The organism is Pantoea sp. JV6 (assembly GCF_025910055.1).
GTDB lineage: Bacteria > Pseudomonadota > Gammaproteobacteria > Enterobacterales > Enterobacteriaceae > Pantoea > Pantoea agglomerans.
Map to the genome: position 1 here is coordinate 136,004 of NZ_JAPCIM010000022.1, position 15,191 is coordinate 151,194.

The following is a 15,191-nucleotide window of genomic DNA, read 5'->3' on the forward strand; positions in this document are numbered from 1 at the left end:
GCAGGCGGGGTGTCAGGTTTAACTTAACCTGACGCAGAGCCCAGCCAGACTTCAACCTGATGTTCCTGGCGATGGCTTTCCAGCGCTATTTCGTCACCGTCACACCGTTTGCCATCCAGCCACAGCTGATAAGTGCTGTCACCGCGAGTAACCCGGATGTTGTAGATACCTTCCCCCTCACGGTAGACAATTTTTATCTCTGACCAGTCAGCGGGAAGCTGTGGCCGGACAGACAGCGCGTTGCCGCGCCGGGTTATCCCAAGCAGACTCTCACTGATAAGCTGATAGGTCCAGCCTGACGAGCCGGTATACCAGGTCCAGCCGCCTCGCCCGCTGTGGCCTTCGGCCGCATACACATCCGCAGCCATCACATAAGGTTCCGCTTTGTAGATCGCCATATCCTGTTGATTGCCACTATGATTAACCGGATTAATCATAGAGAGCAGGGACCAGGCGCGCTCTGTTTCACCCATCGCCGCAAAGGCCATAATCGCCCACAGAGCCCCATGGGTGTACTGACCGCCATTTTCCCTGACGCCCGGTAAATAACCGCGAATGTAGCCCGGATTTGGCCCTGCACCATCGAAAGGCGGAGTGAGCAATTTAATCAGCCGGTTATCCTTATCAACCAGATGCTGATAAAGCGCCTCCATCGCTGACCGGCATCTGGCGTCCTCGCCTGCGCCAGAGAGTACCGACCAGCTCTGGGCAATGGCGTCTATCCGGCACTCACTGTCAGCATGTGAACCGAGCGTCTGGCCACTGTCAAAAAAGCCGCGCAGATACCATTCGCCATCCCAGGCCGCATGGTTAAGCGCGGTTTTGAGCGTCTGCGCGTGCTCCTGACAGTGGCGGGCGGTATCGGTATCGCCGAACCGCACAGCCAGCGCGGCAAAGCGGTCCAGAACCGTATAGAGGAAGAAGCCGAGCCAGACGCTTTCACCCTTGCCGGCAATCCCGACGGTACTCATGCCATCGTTCCAGTCCCCGGAGCCCATCAGCGGGAGGCCGTGCTGGCCGAAATTAAGGGCGTGGTTAACCGCGCGAACGCAGTGCTGCCATAGCGGTTCATTAATCTTACTGACGCCCGGAAGCTCATAGACAGACTCTTCGTCCTCAGCCAGCAGGCGACCTTCAAGGTAGCTGACGGGCTGTGACAGCAGCGTAATATCATCGGTTGCCTGCACATAGCGGCACAGCGCATAGGGCAGCCACAGATAGTCGTCGGAGCAGCGGGTTCTGACGCCACGGCCAGCAGGCGGATGCCACCAGTGCTGTACATCTCCCTCAATAAACTGGCGGGATGCACACAACAACAGCTGATCGCGCAGGCGCTGAGGGGCAGCGTGGGTCAGCGCCAGCGTATCCTGTAACTGATCGCGGAAACCAAAGGCACCACCGGATTGGTAATATCCGCTGCGCGCCAGCAAACGGCTGGCCAGCGTCTGGTACAGCAGCCAGCCGTTTGCCAGTAAATCGACCTCCGTTGCCGGTGTCTGGATTTGCACTTTAGTCAGTAGCTGGTGCCAGTGCTGTTTAACTTTGGACAGCTCGTTCTGAGCCTCCCCGGTGGAGAGGAACTGCTGCATCAGCGCGGTCACTGCACTCTCATCTTCCCCGACGCCGAGAGCAAAAACAAAGCTGCGGCTGTCGCCGTCAATCAGTGTCGTCAGCGTCTGCAGCGCGGCGCAGGGATCCATTCCTGCCCCGGTGTTACCCGACAGACCACGAACATTCATCATCGCGGGCTGCCGTGTGGTGCCGTTACGGCCCAGACACTCAAGCCGGTTGCCGCTGTACGCAATCCGGGTACCTGTGACGGCAAAAAAAGCGGTCCGCGCAGAGCCCGTGCTGTTATAAAAGTTTCTGGCCAGAACCGCGCTGCCTGTGGCGATAGCGGCAGGGGATGTCACCACATGCCTTGCAGATCGGCTCGCCAGCTCACCCAGAACCCATTCGACGTATCCGGTAATCGACAGATTACGCGTTTTGCCAGAGAGGTTACTCAGCGTCAGCAGGGAAAGTCTGACCGGCGCCTCCTCTGCCACGAACACCGTTAACGTGCTGCTGATGCCATACTCCGTGTGTTCAAACGTGCTGTAACCGAAGCCATGACGGGTCAGATAATCGCCCTTGCCGCGAACCGGAAGCGGCGTGGGCGACCAGACATCACCCGTCTCTTCATCACGCAGATAAAGCGCTTCGCCAGAGCTGTCACTGACGGGGTCATTGTGCCAGGGCGTCAGACGATATTCATGCGCGTTTTCATACCAGCTATAGCCCTGGCCACTCTCGGAAATGACGGTGCCCAACTGGCTGTTGGCCAGCACATTACACCACGGCGCAGGCGTCTGCTGCTGGCCGGAAAGAATGATGTGATATTCGCTGCCGTCCTCGTTGAAGCCACCGGTGCCATTAAAAAACTGCAACCGCTCCGGCGAAAAGGTGACGGCTGCAGGCGGCGGCGTCTTACTGACCGATGGAAATGCAAAAGCAGGCGGGGTGCGCACCGGTTTTAACAGCGTGCTGAGCTGATCGGCGAGGCTGCCGTTCCGGCCTTCCAGCACGACCGCCGCGACGCTCAGCAACAGTTGCAGATCGTCAGCGGAAAAACTTTCGCTTTTGCGGATAAATATGCCGCCAGGTTTGTCCGCCTGCTGTCGTTCATCTCCGGCAGGGATCAGGGTCGTGAGCTGATTGAAGAGGTTCTGCTGGTAGCCGCCCTGGTCGCTGTTCAGGATAAGCAGATCGACCGTCAGCCCTTTTTGTCGCCAGTACTGATGCGCCTGAATGAGCGTGGTGACCAGGTCGAGTTGATTAATGTTTTCTATCCGAACCAGAAGAATCGGCAGATCACCCGAAATCGCATGGCGCCACAATGACTCCTGGCCCAGCCGGTTCTGCATCAGCGCGTCTGATTCGCCACGCATTTCGGCGCTGGAAAACAGTACGGCACTGGCCAGCTGATTAAACAGGCTGGTATCTTCGGTGCGGATATTCAACTGACGCAAGGCGACCTGACTGTGGGACCATGCCAGTTCAAACACCCGATCGGCGCTGATGTGGTTACGGTACTTCTCAATCAGCGCAATAGTGGTGTCACGCTGAAGTGTCACACCGTAAAGCATATCGATGGTGACGGTCTCTCCCGCTTTTAACGTCACTGACTGGCGAATTGATAACACGGGATCTAACACCGCTCCCTGCTGACCCGTTAATTCACTGCCCGGCATCAGCGCCTGAGCATCGGCTGGCGTCCTGCCGCGCCCGAGAAAACGAGCCCGGTCGGTTTCAAAAGAGGTCTGGCGGCCGGTATTGCCATGTATCGCCATCGCGTGAAACATCCATGCCGTCACTTCTTTCTCTTCACGTGGCCGACGGTGAGCCAGAATTGCTTCCAGCCTGTCAACGATTTCAGTCTGGACGAACAGATTACTGAACGCAGGGTGGGCCATATCGCTGGCTGCTGGTGCCAGTACCACTTCGGTGTAGCTGGTGATATCAAACGGGCGGGTCTGACGGGAACGGTTAGTGACCGTGATGCGTCTGATCTCCACATCATCTTCCGGGGAGACTACGATATGCGTGTGAATGCTGAAGGTGGTGCCTGAAGCGTCAAACTCAATCCCGGCATCATTGAAACGGGTTTTATAATGCGGACGCTCGCAGCAGGTCGGCTGATAGCTGTGAGCAATCACTTCGGCGGATTGCTGATCGGTAACGTAACAGAACGTTCCGTAGTTGTTGCTGGTGCTATCCGCACGCCAGCGGGTGAGTGCCAGCCCCTTCCACTGGCTGTAGCCTGTCCCCGCGTGCGTCACCATCAGATGATAATCTGCATTGGAAAGCAGCTGAAGTTGTGGCTGGCGTGGATCTGAACCACTGAATTCACGCTGGTCGGGAATGCTGCGCTGCTGTTTAGGGTCACTGTTTTCGACAAAACTGCGGCGTGGGGTATAGAGCTCAATATCATCAGGCACTTTTTCCTGCAGCAGCAAACGCGAAGACTGAAACAGTGCGCTGGACATAAAGCGCGCGACCATGGGCGCATCCAGCAGCTGGTGAGAAAGCGCTAGCAATCCCATCGCCTGGTGATGGGCCATATACGATTTGACGATCGAAAATGGCTGACCGGGAGCCAGTCGGTCCGCGGTGAAATCCAGCGCTTCGTAATAACCGTAGTCACCGCTGGCACCCATTTTTTTAAGTCTTATCAGATTAGCCGTCGCCTCCTGCGGCAGCACCATCAGCGCCAGCAGCGTCGCATAGGGCGCAACAACATGATTGTCATTCAGGCCGCGTTTCAGACCCAGTTCCAGCGTACCAAATGCCCGATACTGGTAGTTATGATTGACGTCAAACGCAGCGTAACCCGATTCCGAAACGCCCCAGGGCGTATCGGTGCTGTTACCCGAGGCTATCTGTTGCCTGACCGCCGATAACGCCATCTTTTCCAGCAGCGTGTCGGGGTAAACCGGCATGACCAGGTGCGGCATCAGGTATTCAAACATTGAGCCGCTCCATGACATCACGGCGGGCTGGTTATTCAGCTGAGTAAATAAGCGACCCAGTACAAACCAGCTCTTGGCCGGAAGCTGGCTGGTGGAGATAGCAAAGTAGTGCGTCAGGCGGACTTCTGAAGGGAAAAGGTCATATTTGCTGGCGTCCAGCAGACCGCTGTCCATGTTATAGCCCACGCTGAGTAAAGACGTGGCCGGATAATAGAGAAAGCGGAAGTCCATACTGGCGTGATCGCTAAGGCGGCTGTCCAGCTCCAGCAGGGCAGCCATTCGTTCGCGGGCGGCCCATATCGCAGTCTCTGCCTGTTTTTCCGGGAGTCCGGGGCGGTTCAGGTTCAACTCAGCGAGCCACAGCAATGACGGAATGTCGGCAGGCAGTGGCGCATCCGGGGTAACCCAGCTGAAAAGGAGGGCCCACTCCTGAGTGAAATCGACCAGTTGCTGATGGAAAAGCGCCGGCCAGTTTACCCGCGTTGTCGGAAGATAAGCCTGTTCTGCCACCAGGCTTAATGCCAGCAGAGCCTGCATCCCGGCGTGAAAATCGGCGGGCGAAGCGCGCTGCATCAGGCTTAGCTGCGCATCGATTTGTTCCACAATGTCGCTGCGGGTGTCGCTCAGTTGGTCTTTAAGCAGTGAGAAGGTATCGGAGAGACCTTCCAGGATACAGGGGAGAGACATCACCGGCTGGTATTTCCACTGCGCCAGGCCAGCCTGAAGGGTTACAAGGTGAGCCGCCATATTACCGCTGTCTACCGTTGAGACGTAGCGTGGGTTCAGCGGTTTTAACGTCTGGGTGTCATACCAGTTATAAAGATGTCCTCTGAAATGCTCCATTCGATCAAGGGTATCGAGGGTGTCGAGCGTCCGGCTGATGACCCGATTCTGGCTGATATAACCAAAATCCCAGGCCGTCAGGTTTGCCAGCAGCGACAGGCCAATGTTGGTCGGTGAAGTCCGGTGGGCCACCCGCGACTCCGGAATCTCCTGTAGATTATCCGGCGGCAAATGGTTGTTGTCACTGCTGGCAAATTCGTTAAACCACGCCCAGGTTTTACGCGCGGTGCGGCGCAAAAAGAGGCGCTGTTCCGCTGAAAGGCTGCCTGGCTGAGCGCGTTTAGGCTGGCTCATGCGGCTCAGTAACGCGGGGGCGACCGCCCACAATAAAGCGAGCGCCAGTGCGACATGCGTCATCGACGGCATGCTCAGGCTGGTCAGGAATACCAGAACCGCGCCTGCTACCGGATTAATCCACATGCGGCGGTAGAAATGGCGCACATCAGGCTCGACAGGTTTCTGTGATGAAGCGCTTTTCCACTCGTTCAGGTAGCGATGGCTGATAGTCAGGCGCCATAAGGTCACGATAATCGCCTTCAGCGACCAGTAACTCTCGTGAGGCAGGATGGCCAGCGCCAGGCCAGCGCGGGAGAGGCGGTTAAAGGCATCGGTGACCAGCATGGATAAATGCTGCCGCCAGGCACGCGTTTTACTTTTCGTCACCCCATCGATCACCAACGCTGGCAGTCCCGGAAGCAGCAGAAAGAGCATGATGCACCCGACCCAGAATATTGGATTCGGTACTATCGTACACAGCATAAACACCAGCATCAGCAGGGCTGGCGCCACCAGGCTGCGGCGCAGATTGTCTGTTAATTTCCAGCGGGAAAGCGCACTGAGCGGGTTCTTTTGACGACTGCAATCTTCCTGCCGCACCTGCAACCGTAGCCAGTTAAGGAGCTGCCAGTCGCCCCGCACCCAGCGAAATCGTCGGGCAACATCGCTCAGATAACTATCCGGATATTGTTCATACAGGACGACGTTACTGACCACACCGGAGCGGGCATAGCACCCCTCAAGCAGGTCATGGCTCAGCACCAGATTTTCCGGACAGGTATTGCGTATCGCCCGGCTAAAGGCAGCGACATCGTAAATACCCTTGCCGACAAATGAGCCTTCACCAAACAGATCCTGATAAATATCGGATGAGAGTGAGGAGTAAGCATCATTCCCCGGAATGCTGCTGCACAGCCGGGCATAGCGGCTCTGACCGTTAACCGGTATCTCTTCAGCCAGACGAGGCTGCAGGATGGCATAGCCTTCAACCACCCGATTTTTGACATCGTCGAATACCGGCGCATTGAGCGGGTGGGCCATGACGCCAATCAGCTTATGCGCTGTCTCACGCGGCAGTATTGTGTCGCTGTCGAGAGTAATCACATATTTAACGCTGTGCAGCTGCGTCTGCGTGGCACCTACCGTGACGCTGAAGGCGTTTTCTTCACCCTGAAGCCAGCGATTCAGGGCATGGATCTTACCGCGCTTGCGTTCATACCCCATCCAGACGCCCTGAGAAATATTATGGGTGCGGTCACGGTGTAACAGGGAGAAGAGCGCAATATCCGATTTACCCCCGCTGTAGCGCCGATTCAGCGCTTCCGTTTTCAGCACGGCGTAACGGATAAGCGCGGCGTCATGATGATGATCCTGTTCGGCGCTATCGGTAAAGTCGGTCAGTAACGCAAAACTGATATTCGTTAAGGCGTTACCGAGATAGCAGATTTCCAGAGAGCGCAACAGGGCGTCTGTTCCCTCATTGCTGCTGAGTAAACAGGGGATAACTACCAGTGTGCGGTCATGCTCCGGTACCGCCAGAGAATAATCGAGTCGGGGCAGGGGAAGGGGATGGCGGCTGCGGGTGGTTAACTCGCTCAGCAACTGCAAGGCGAGCTGGCTGCTGACAATGATGGCGGGCAGCACCAGTAACCAGAGTAATGACGCCATGCCCGCCTGATGGGTACTGTAGAGCATCTCGGCGGTAAACGCGGTTGTCAGCAGTAAAAGGCTGCCTAACCAGGAGAGTAAAGGAGTCTGGCTCAGATGCTGCCGGCTCCTGTTCAGCCACGTCACCTTAACGTCAAGCTGCTGTTCCAGTTGCTGAAATCCTTTATCCAGCAGGTAATAGCCGACATGCTGCTGACGCAGGGGAAGATCAGGCTGGCTGGCCAGCGTCAGCACCGCCTGGGCGACTTCACGTTCATCAAAGCGACTGTGCCGTGCCAGACGTTCAATCACGTGGCGGTAGTCATCGCGACTGTCAAAATGCATCAGCGGGTATGTCCCGGTGGGATCCTGCTGCAGGACTTTCTCAACCAGGCTGACGGATTCGACAAAAGCCTGCCAGTCAATTTCGCCGAGTTGCCGCAGGCCGGTGATACTGTTGCTGACAGAGAGCTGACTCAGGGCCAGCTGCCGGTTGAACTGCTCAATGACTTCCGAGGTTTTCCGGCCGGTATTTTCCAGCTGTTGTTCGACCCAGGTTAACGCCAGAGTATTGTTCTGGCCACTTAATCGCCGTTCAAGTTCAGCGACGAAAGCGCCGGAAACCTGCGGGTTCTGGCGGGCCATATCAGCGATGACCAGAATAACTTTTGATGCATCTTCGGCGGCTGTGGAGAGGATATCGCTGATCCACTGCTCCGCTTTATTACGTTCCTGATGTACCCTGGCGACGTCAGCCGCAATCCGGGCCAGATTGTTGATAAGCGCAAACCGTAACATGGCAGGCATGGCCCACAGTTCGCCGAGCAGCAGGGGCGTAACGCGCTGGTAGGCAGCGATAAAAGGATGCAGAACGCTGGTTTCCAGGCGGCCATCACTGTGCTTAATCATCTCCTCGGCGATAGCCTGGATGCGCAGGTAATGAGCCGACTCCTCCAGCATGGGCAGTCCTTTACCGAATTTGGCCGGTAACAGGTGCCGGACCAGGCGGATCTGCTCTTCAATGATGTAAAAATTATCCAGTATCCAGACGGCCGCTGGTGTCTGGCTGCGCTTATCGCCTTCACTCAGGATTTCTGCGCTGCGCGTCAATGACAGTTCATTATCTGCCAGCTGCTGCAACAGTCGGTAGGACCATTTTCCACCCGACAGATTATGCGTTTTCGCTAATTTTTCGCCGTAGTTATCCATTTGTTCAGCCGAAAAAATATCTGGCCGGTGGGCCTGATAAATACCTTCAGTCGGGAACAAAGGAAAATGCTCATCGGGTAATTCACTTTCCCGGCTGAACCACGTCGTCAGTTTTATTTTCACACTCATTTCCTTGCGCTTGCGCAGCAGCTGGATCCGGAAAAAAAAAGGATGACAAAAAAGGAGCCAAAAGAAGGGCTGGAGGTGATAAACAGGTGTAGATGATATTGATTATAGTCCTGTTTCCGTTATTCGTAGCTATCCTGATTAACCGTCTGGCGTTCTCTTATGGCGATAAAATAAAGTTAAAAAAATAAACAGCTGCCTTCTCCTCACCTTAGCCCTGTTTAACATCAGAGCCGACAGATAAAAAAATTAATTTACCTGCACTGTGTTACGCTGAGGAAAATATTTCAGAGGATAACGACATGACCTGGTTGAGCTTTCTCTTCGACGCGCTACACAGCAGCGAAACCAATACACAGTGTCCGGTGTGTAAAAAGTTTTCCAGACAGTCTGTAGCTAAAAAGAATAAAGGACAGGCAGTCTTATGCCCTCACTGTAAGTCATTGTATGTTATATAAAGTCCGTCGTCTTTTTATGTTGCGAACAGCAGGCAGCAGCAAGTCATACTGTTTAACCTTATCCCTCATTGAGGCAATATCTTCGTAACATTAATTTCAATGTGCTGATAACTCTGCATTATCTTTCATACTCGGTGAAATAACGCTTTGATTCACCCTGGTCGAGAAATTCGAATGGTGAAAGTTGAATAATATCTGGTCCTGCAGACCACACTTCATTAACTCTTGAAATAATATCGCCTTCCTGAAGCGTCAGAAGGTTATTAATGCGTAACACAGCAAATCTGCCATTTTCAAATTCGACCTGATACAACGCAACGTTCTTCAGCGGCATGATGGTTCTTCCATGAATTACCCGGCAGCAGAGTTCAGCACTCGATGAACTTTTCATGATAAACCTCTAATCTATTCATACTCTTCTGTTCAATAAATTAATCTGCAAAATTGTGAATCTGACCTCAGCGCACACGTTGTGCAGATTTCAATTGGCCCGTTTTGACTGCATTTGTTCATATCCGTAAATATAGCGGGTTTATGAAAATAATCTGATACACCCTCTGCAGGGTTAAAAAGTCAGCCCTGAGTATTAGTCGGGTTATCAGAATGAGGATGAGTGGCGTCTTTTACAGGGAAAATAGTGGGTAAGCGAGTGTGAGGTTAATCATGGAAAGGAGAGGTGAACCTGTAGCCCAGGTAACGGAAGCTGAAAATGCAGTGCTGAAAGCTATCAACTGACTCGCCGCCGCAGCCGATGAGGCAAACCGGACCACTAAGCCGCTGCAGGATGGGGTTGATATCAGCATTGCAGCTGATGACAAGATCGCGTGTCTGGCTGAGTGGAACTTACATTGCAGCGGATTTTTTATTACCCATCAATGAAAGCCACTTCAGACAGGCGTGAACCCATCCGGCAACTGATTACTGTTGTGATTAACGGTTTTTACCCAAAGCTCGATAATGAAGGTAAACCAGCTCTCGATTGTAAACCGGGATAGGGTGCTGGCAGACTGGGGGAAAGATTGGGTTCACAATTTATCCTGACCCAATTTATCGCTAAAAAAATATTCACTTGTGACGTTACAGTTGAGAATATTAAGCGGTTAGTCAGAGTTGGTTCTTCGCTATTGTTGAAGGTTCTCATAGTGCAAGGTTAGACTGAAGGGGTTTTAGTCTCATCAAGGCGGATGCAAAGTAGATTTCTGATGGACTCTTCAAAGGTTTTTCGAATGAATCTGGATATGGTCTATTTCCTCGTAGAAAGGCCACTCGGATCCTATTTGATTCATATCAAGAGACAGTGATTAATATGTGAAAGGATGCAAAATGAGCTCTGCAAAATCATTTCTTCTAAAATTCGGTAAGTTCATTGGTATACAAACTGCAAATATTTTTGAAGCCATCTCAACAGGGGTTTTCTCATTTGCTGCATTTTTCTCTTTGTTCTTACTTGATGGCTGGCTGTGGAAAATTGTTGGTTTCTTCGGGTTCTTCATGCTTGCCTACTTTGTTGCTTACCTGATGGATAAGCTAAAAGGAGAAGCATGATCGGTATGGGATGTGATCCGTAATTTAAGCTATCAAACAACAATGCCGTGATACTGATTGTGACTTTCTTTGTAGTCGCCAAAGATACCAATAAAACTATAAAGCTGACTATCAAAGCCAGGCTGATGCATATCATTAGCGGGATATTTATTAGCGAATTATGCACGGGTGGCGGAGGTCGCAGCCGCTGCCGGGATTAATTACTGCTTCGGTTAGGAGCGTCGCTTACGTAATAGAAAACTATGTATATGCCGTATGAACGTTAAACACAAAAGTATCTTCTACAGAAGCCTGATGGAGAATGCTGAGACTATAGTTCCACAATGGCTTACAGCATTTTTGTATGTTTAAGTTAATCTTCTCAGTTAAATGATTCAGTATGGACCGGGCTAAACAGAGGCATTAAGATATTTATCTTCATTTGTGTCAGGAAAACGGTATGGATACGACAGAGCAAATAAATGGAAGATACTTCTTTGATGGAATGAGTGTTGATGGTGATGAGCTTCTGTTTTGGCTTATACTTGATGAGTTCAAAAAAAACTTTAGTGGAATAACTGATATGGTTGCAATCGCGTCAATGCTGGCAAGCTTCCCTGTGATTCCAGTCAGAGGTAAGTTGGATGCACAAAAAACCACACGTGGAACCAGCCCGCTTTCTCTCGCAAGCCGAATGCTTATTCGCCAGCGTTTTCAGAAAAAACGCCGTACTATTACATGGAAAAGCATGCTGCGCGGTGAATGGGCATATACAACAAGTGTCGGGGCATATGTTGGACGTTGGGTGCCCTGGATTGGCGCTGTGTTAACTGCATATGATCTTTCGATTATTACCCGAAATGTTGTTCATCGCTATAAGCTGATTACAGGTGAAAAAGGATAAGGCTGGTTATGAGTAAAGTTGAAGATGTTCATCGTCTGATAAAGAAATACTTTTGGGAAATGCCAGATGATGCATCCCTGAGTACAGGTAAAAATTGCGTTTTGCCTGAAGAGGCCTTTGAGTTTTTTGAAGAATATGCTGAACTATTTAGTGTTGATATGAAGCGATTTGATTTTCGTCTCTATTTTCCCGCTACAGGAATACCCTTTTTGCCGAACGCTATTTTGCCAAAATATCTGCGCACCGATCATCATCAACCTGAGCCTTTAACTGTTCAGATGCTGATTGATTCCGCTGAGGCGGGGAAGTGGCTTTACTAAAACGTAAGCTTGATGAAACCCAGAAACAGTTGGGCGTGCAGGATATTGTAGCCGTTGCAAACATCATTCTCGGTAACAATAATATTGACGTGCCGGGGAAACCGCTCACGTCAACACCAGGCACGTCGGTTGTGTCACTCTTTTTCCGCAGGCATATGTCCTATAAATTCCGGCGGCGCATTCTCCTGACTCTGACCTTAAAATCCTTCAGCCTGCGCGGGCTGAAAATTTTCTGGGTGAATAATCTGGGTGCCTTTGTGGGCAGGGCCGTGCCGGTTGTAGGGTGGGTTATCCTGGCAAATGATGTTGCGCAAATCAGTTTTCGTACCGTACATCGCTATAACATGATTGTGAGGCCGGAGGATAAAATCTGGTGAATGATATGACGACTACTCCTGACCTGGTGCGCAAATATATGCTGCGCGAACTGCCGCTGGTAACAACGCTTCTTTTAAAAAAGATTGAAATCGGTGACGATGATATTTTGCAGGAGCTCTTTGAAGCAGACGATATTGCGGAGGTATCGGAGAAGTTTTTTCGTGATTTTAACGTACAACCAGCAGGTTTTACGCTCGCCACTTATTTCCCCTGGAAAACCCGTTCTTTTTTCACCCGCGCGCCGGTAAAGCAGGATAAAGCCCCCCTGACTATACGCATGTTTATTGAGTCAGCCGCTGCCGGTCGCTGGCTCTTTTAGTCACTGTCTGCGGGCAGCAGGTTTGCCCGTTGTATCAGCTGCAACACAATGACAACAGCATGATTTCCCTTCCCTAAGATTTGACCATAGCGGAATCCCTTCACAGGAGAACCGCCACATGTCACAGGATTATCACCACGGCATGCGCGTTGAGGGAATCAACGAAGGCACGCGAACCATCACCACCGTTAGCACCGCGATTGTCGGACTGGTCTGTACCGGCGACGACGCAGCCACTTTTCGGCTAAACCGCCCGGTAGTTAACCGACATACTCACCTTCAGCGACAGGGTCGGATACTGGGAACGCCAGACCGATCAGGCCATCCGTGAAACGTCCATGAGCCGGGAAGTTAAAGCCGATACGGAAACGCGTGAGCTGGTCAGCAGGGAAACGACAGTCAAAGCCACGGACAGGACCACGGTGATCGGAACGGCGTCACTGATGGCCGGAGCAATTCAGCACGTGACGACAGGCAATTACAGCGTGGCCACGCAGCAGAGCCAGCTGATTACAGTGGGCGGTAATGCGGAAACGGACGTCACCGGCAGCGCGGCAATTAAAGTCGGTCAGGCACTGACTGAAAAAATTGGCCAGCTGCGCCAGAGCATTGCCGGGACGCGTCAGGAAATTATCGCGCCGGTTGTGTGGATTGGTTCAGAGAAGATTAACGTGGCCCAGCTGATGCTAGATACCGTGGCGCTTGTGCAGCAACTGGAGGAAACAGCTGGCCAGCCATACGCACCCGTCATCGGCAAGTAAGCCAGCACACTGACCCGCTATCGCAGCGGGTTTTTTGTTACCCGTCACCAGAACGCCTCAAACGCACGCTGCGCCAAGCACATGCGCGACCATCACGCACTATTACCCCTGACAGATCATCCGCAGAGCGTGGCACTGGCTTCGCGTCAGCCCCGGCAAAATAATCGCTGCGCAGACAAAATAATCGCTGCGCAGACAAAATCGGCGCTACACCGCACCCGCCTGCAGGTTTTGCATCATAAAAATTTTCAGTTTGATTTTTTTTACAAACGGTATGGCCAGCCCGCACGGCTACTGGCTTTCTGCCCGAGTTCTCCAACTGAAAAGAGTGAAAAGAATTTCAGTGATTTTCAGTTTTAAGGATCTGAGATGGATCTCTCTTGATTCTCATATAACTGAAATTAAAGGATATTATATTTTTTGGTCGCCTGCTGGATCTCAGGCGGATCTCCATGAGGTGTAAGTGACTAATCATCAACCTCAGACAGGACAAGGGTTGCGGAGGTTTCAAGGCGGGGGCAGCTTATAAGCTAACTGAAATCGGTCACAGCGGTCAGAAAGGTTTTAAGCGACAGCTAGAGAATTTGCAGTACATCTGTTAAACAACTCCGTAATGAGCCTGTGGCATGCATGCGTAGGAAGAACATAACCCACCAATATGCATCTTGACATTAATCCGCTATATGTTGGCACAATATATAACCTCTTAATTTTGGCCCGCATTTTTCCACAATGAATGGAAAGTGGTGGTCATCAATGTAGAATTGAATATCACAATCTTCACCAAATTCATCATCCGAGTAGGCTTCAAATTTGATAGCTGGCGTGTATCTGTATCTATTTGAATAAACAGAATCATCAATTGTAAATAGTTTATCTTCACTATATGAGGTTTCTTTGAATAAAGATATTAATTTATCTAATCCCTCTGGGTTAATACTGAAAAGTTCATTGACTTCATGCTGATGCTTATCATTATAAATTCTTAATAAACTTTCTTTATAAATTGGATTGATTGTGCAAAAAGACGTTTTTTTATCAATCCGATTTAGGATTAGAATTATTTTTCCTTCAAGTAACCCCATAAACGCTACATTGAAATGTGAGACATTACTATCCTCTATGCGTATGGCGCAATCTTTATAAAGCAGTTTGAGCAATATTTCTTTGGCCGAATAGGAGTACTCATCAAAACTATTTATAAGTAATCTTTTTTTTTCGTCATTAAGGATCTCTAAGTTTTCTTTATCTTCTAATTCTTTCTTTTTTTCTCTTCTCTTAAGTATTAATTTTTTTATAGCGGAAGTAATTTGGTCGGAAATATAATAAATTACTGAAGATATCAATGCGCCAATTGAAAACCCAATAGCTACAACTACGGAAACCAGCAGTTCTGAAGGGATTTTTAATGGGACTAACTCAGGTCTAATATAAACCCAACAGGCAATAATGGAACCAGCAATAATCAATAACCTTAGTGATGATTTAAAGGATATCAAGTTAGCAAGATGACCAATGAACGTCGAAAAAGGATCAGCCATTAATAGCCCTTAAAATCGTTAAACCACATTCACCTTGGGTGGCGTACAAGATTTGGGTGACAACCTGTGCTTACCAAGAATCATAGCCGATGATGCTCGTGCGACACTTTTGCGACACTAAAGGTAGTTATAAAATGAGACCTTAAGAAAACGGTATCTAACTTGCTGAATAGAAAGAATAAATTGGTGGCCCCTGCTGGGTTTGAACCAGCGACCAAGCGATTATGAGTCGCCTGCTCTAACCACTGAGCTAAGGGGCCAGCGGAGCGGGGATTATAAAGTATCTCTTCAGGGCAATCCAGCACTCAGCCACCGGTTGCTGAAATAAGCAGCAGTGATTTACCTGCTGATTTCTATAACAAATCTGGCGAACC

Annotated in this window: 10 protein-coding genes, 1 tRNA gene and 2 pseudogenes; 9 read left to right on the plus strand and 4 right to left on the minus strand. The window is 50.9% G+C overall.

All coding sequences use genetic code 11. The features are described 5' to 3' along the window. Window positions 1–23: 23 nt before the first annotated feature. Window positions 24–8,609: a GH36-type glycosyl hydrolase domain-containing protein gene (locus tag OK412_RS20510; protein ID WP_264353489.1), complete on the minus strand. Its 8,586-nt coding sequence runs from the start codon at window positions 8,607–8,609 to the stop codon at window positions 24–26. A 305-nt stretch (window positions 8,610–8,914) separates the two neighbouring features. Between OK412_RS20510 and OK412_RS20515 the strand changes: the two genes are divergently transcribed. Continuing rightward, window positions 8,915–9,070: a YnfU family zinc-binding protein gene (locus OK412_RS20515; RefSeq protein WP_216844881.1), complete on the plus strand. Its 156-nt coding sequence runs from the start codon at window positions 8,915–8,917 to the stop codon at window positions 9,068–9,070. Window positions 9,071–9,188: 118 nt separating this feature from the next. Here the strand turns inward: OK412_RS20515 and OK412_RS20520 are convergent, their stop codons facing one another. Beyond that, entirely contained in the window at window positions 9,189–9,461 is a 273-nt protein-coding gene (locus tag OK412_RS20520) for a hypothetical protein (RefSeq protein WP_264353490.1), read from the minus strand. Between the two features lie 932 nt (window positions 9,462–10,393). Between OK412_RS20520 and OK412_RS20525 the strand changes: the two genes are divergently transcribed. The 8 genes and pseudogenes from OK412_RS20525 (at window position 10,394) to OK412_RS20560 (ending at window position 13,636) form a co-directional block, all read left to right on the plus strand. Beyond that, window positions 10,394–10,615 (plus strand): hypothetical protein, encoded by a 222-nt coding sequence (locus OK412_RS20525; RefSeq protein ID WP_050498589.1) that lies wholly within the window; start codon window positions 10,394–10,396, stop codon window positions 10,613–10,615. A 439-nt stretch (window positions 10,616–11,054) separates the two neighbouring features. Continuing rightward, the gene (locus OK412_RS20530; RefSeq protein WP_192073190.1) at window positions 11,055–11,498 is read left to right on the plus strand and encodes an STM2901 family protein; all 444 of its coding nucleotides are present in this window, start codon (window positions 11,055–11,057) and stop codon (window positions 11,496–11,498) included. Window positions 11,499–11,506: 8 nt separating this feature from the next. Then, window positions 11,507–11,818 (plus strand): DUF1493 family protein, encoded by a 312-nt coding sequence (locus OK412_RS20535; protein ID WP_264353491.1) that lies wholly within the window; start codon window positions 11,507–11,509, stop codon window positions 11,816–11,818. An 8-nt stretch (window positions 11,819–11,826) separates the two neighbouring features. After that, window positions 11,827–12,195 (plus strand): annotated as a pseudogene (locus OK412_RS20540) (STM2901 family protein); the annotation flags it as partial. Next, window positions 12,192–12,515 (plus strand): DUF1493 family protein, encoded by a 324-nt coding sequence (locus OK412_RS20545; RefSeq protein ID WP_099257950.1) that lies wholly within the window; start codon window positions 12,192–12,194, stop codon window positions 12,513–12,515. The pseudogene OK412_RS20540 and the gene OK412_RS20545, both read left to right, overlap by 4 nt. Before the next feature lie 118 nt (window positions 12,516–12,633). Then, a pseudogene (locus OK412_RS20550) lies at window positions 12,634–12,803 on the plus strand (phage tail protein); the annotation flags it as partial. 50 nt (window positions 12,804–12,853) lie between these two features. Continuing rightward, window positions 12,854–13,276 carry a hypothetical protein gene (locus OK412_RS20555; RefSeq protein ID WP_264353517.1) on the plus strand — a complete coding sequence of 141 codons (423 nt, stop codon included), beginning with the start codon at window positions 12,854–12,856 and terminating at the stop codon, window positions 13,274–13,276. A gap of 81 nt (window positions 13,277–13,357) precedes the next feature. Further along, complete coding sequence (locus tag OK412_RS20560) at window positions 13,358–13,636, plus strand: hypothetical protein (protein ID WP_264353493.1); 279 nt, start codon at window positions 13,358–13,360, stop codon at window positions 13,634–13,636. Window positions 13,637–13,947: 311 nt separating this feature from the next. Here OK412_RS20560 and OK412_RS20565 read toward each other — a convergent pair whose 3' ends face one another. Continuing rightward, the gene (locus OK412_RS20565) at window positions 13,948–14,817 is read right to left on the minus strand and encodes a hypothetical protein (protein WP_264353494.1); all 870 of its coding nucleotides are present in this window, start codon (window positions 14,815–14,817) and stop codon (window positions 13,948–13,950) included. Between the two features lie 184 nt (window positions 14,818–15,001). After that, window positions 15,002–15,077: transfer RNA gene (locus OK412_RS20570), tRNA-Ile, on the minus strand. Window positions 15,078–15,191 lie beyond the last annotated feature (114 nt).

What these genes read in the sequence shown, in the direction of transcription:
- OK412_RS20565 (WP_264353494.1), bottom strand. Translation starts at nt 14,817, where the DNA reads ATGGCTGATCCTTTTTCGACGTTCATTGGTCATCTTGCTAACTTGATA.
- OK412_RS20520 (WP_264353490.1), bottom strand. Translation starts at nt 9,461, where the DNA reads ATGAAAAGTTCATCGAGTGCTGAACTCTGCTGCCGGGTAATTCATGGA.
- OK412_RS20515 (WP_216844881.1), top strand. Translation starts at nt 8,915, where the DNA reads ATGACCTGGTTGAGCTTTCTCTTCGACGCGCTACACAGCAGCGAAACC.
- OK412_RS20555 (WP_264353517.1), top strand. Translation starts at nt 12,854, where the DNA reads ATGAGCCGGGAAGTTAAAGCCGATACGGAAACGCGTGAGCTGGTCAGC.
- OK412_RS20530 (WP_192073190.1), top strand. Translation starts at nt 11,055, where the DNA reads ATGGATACGACAGAGCAAATAAATGGAAGATACTTCTTTGATGGAATG.
- OK412_RS20535 (WP_264353491.1), top strand. Translation starts at nt 11,507, where the DNA reads ATGAGTAAAGTTGAAGATGTTCATCGTCTGATAAAGAAATACTTTTGG.
- OK412_RS20560 (WP_264353493.1), top strand. Translation starts at nt 13,358, where the DNA reads ATGCGCGACCATCACGCACTATTACCCCTGACAGATCATCCGCAGAGC.
- OK412_RS20525 (WP_050498589.1), top strand. Translation starts at nt 10,394, where the DNA reads ATGAGCTCTGCAAAATCATTTCTTCTAAAATTCGGTAAGTTCATTGGT.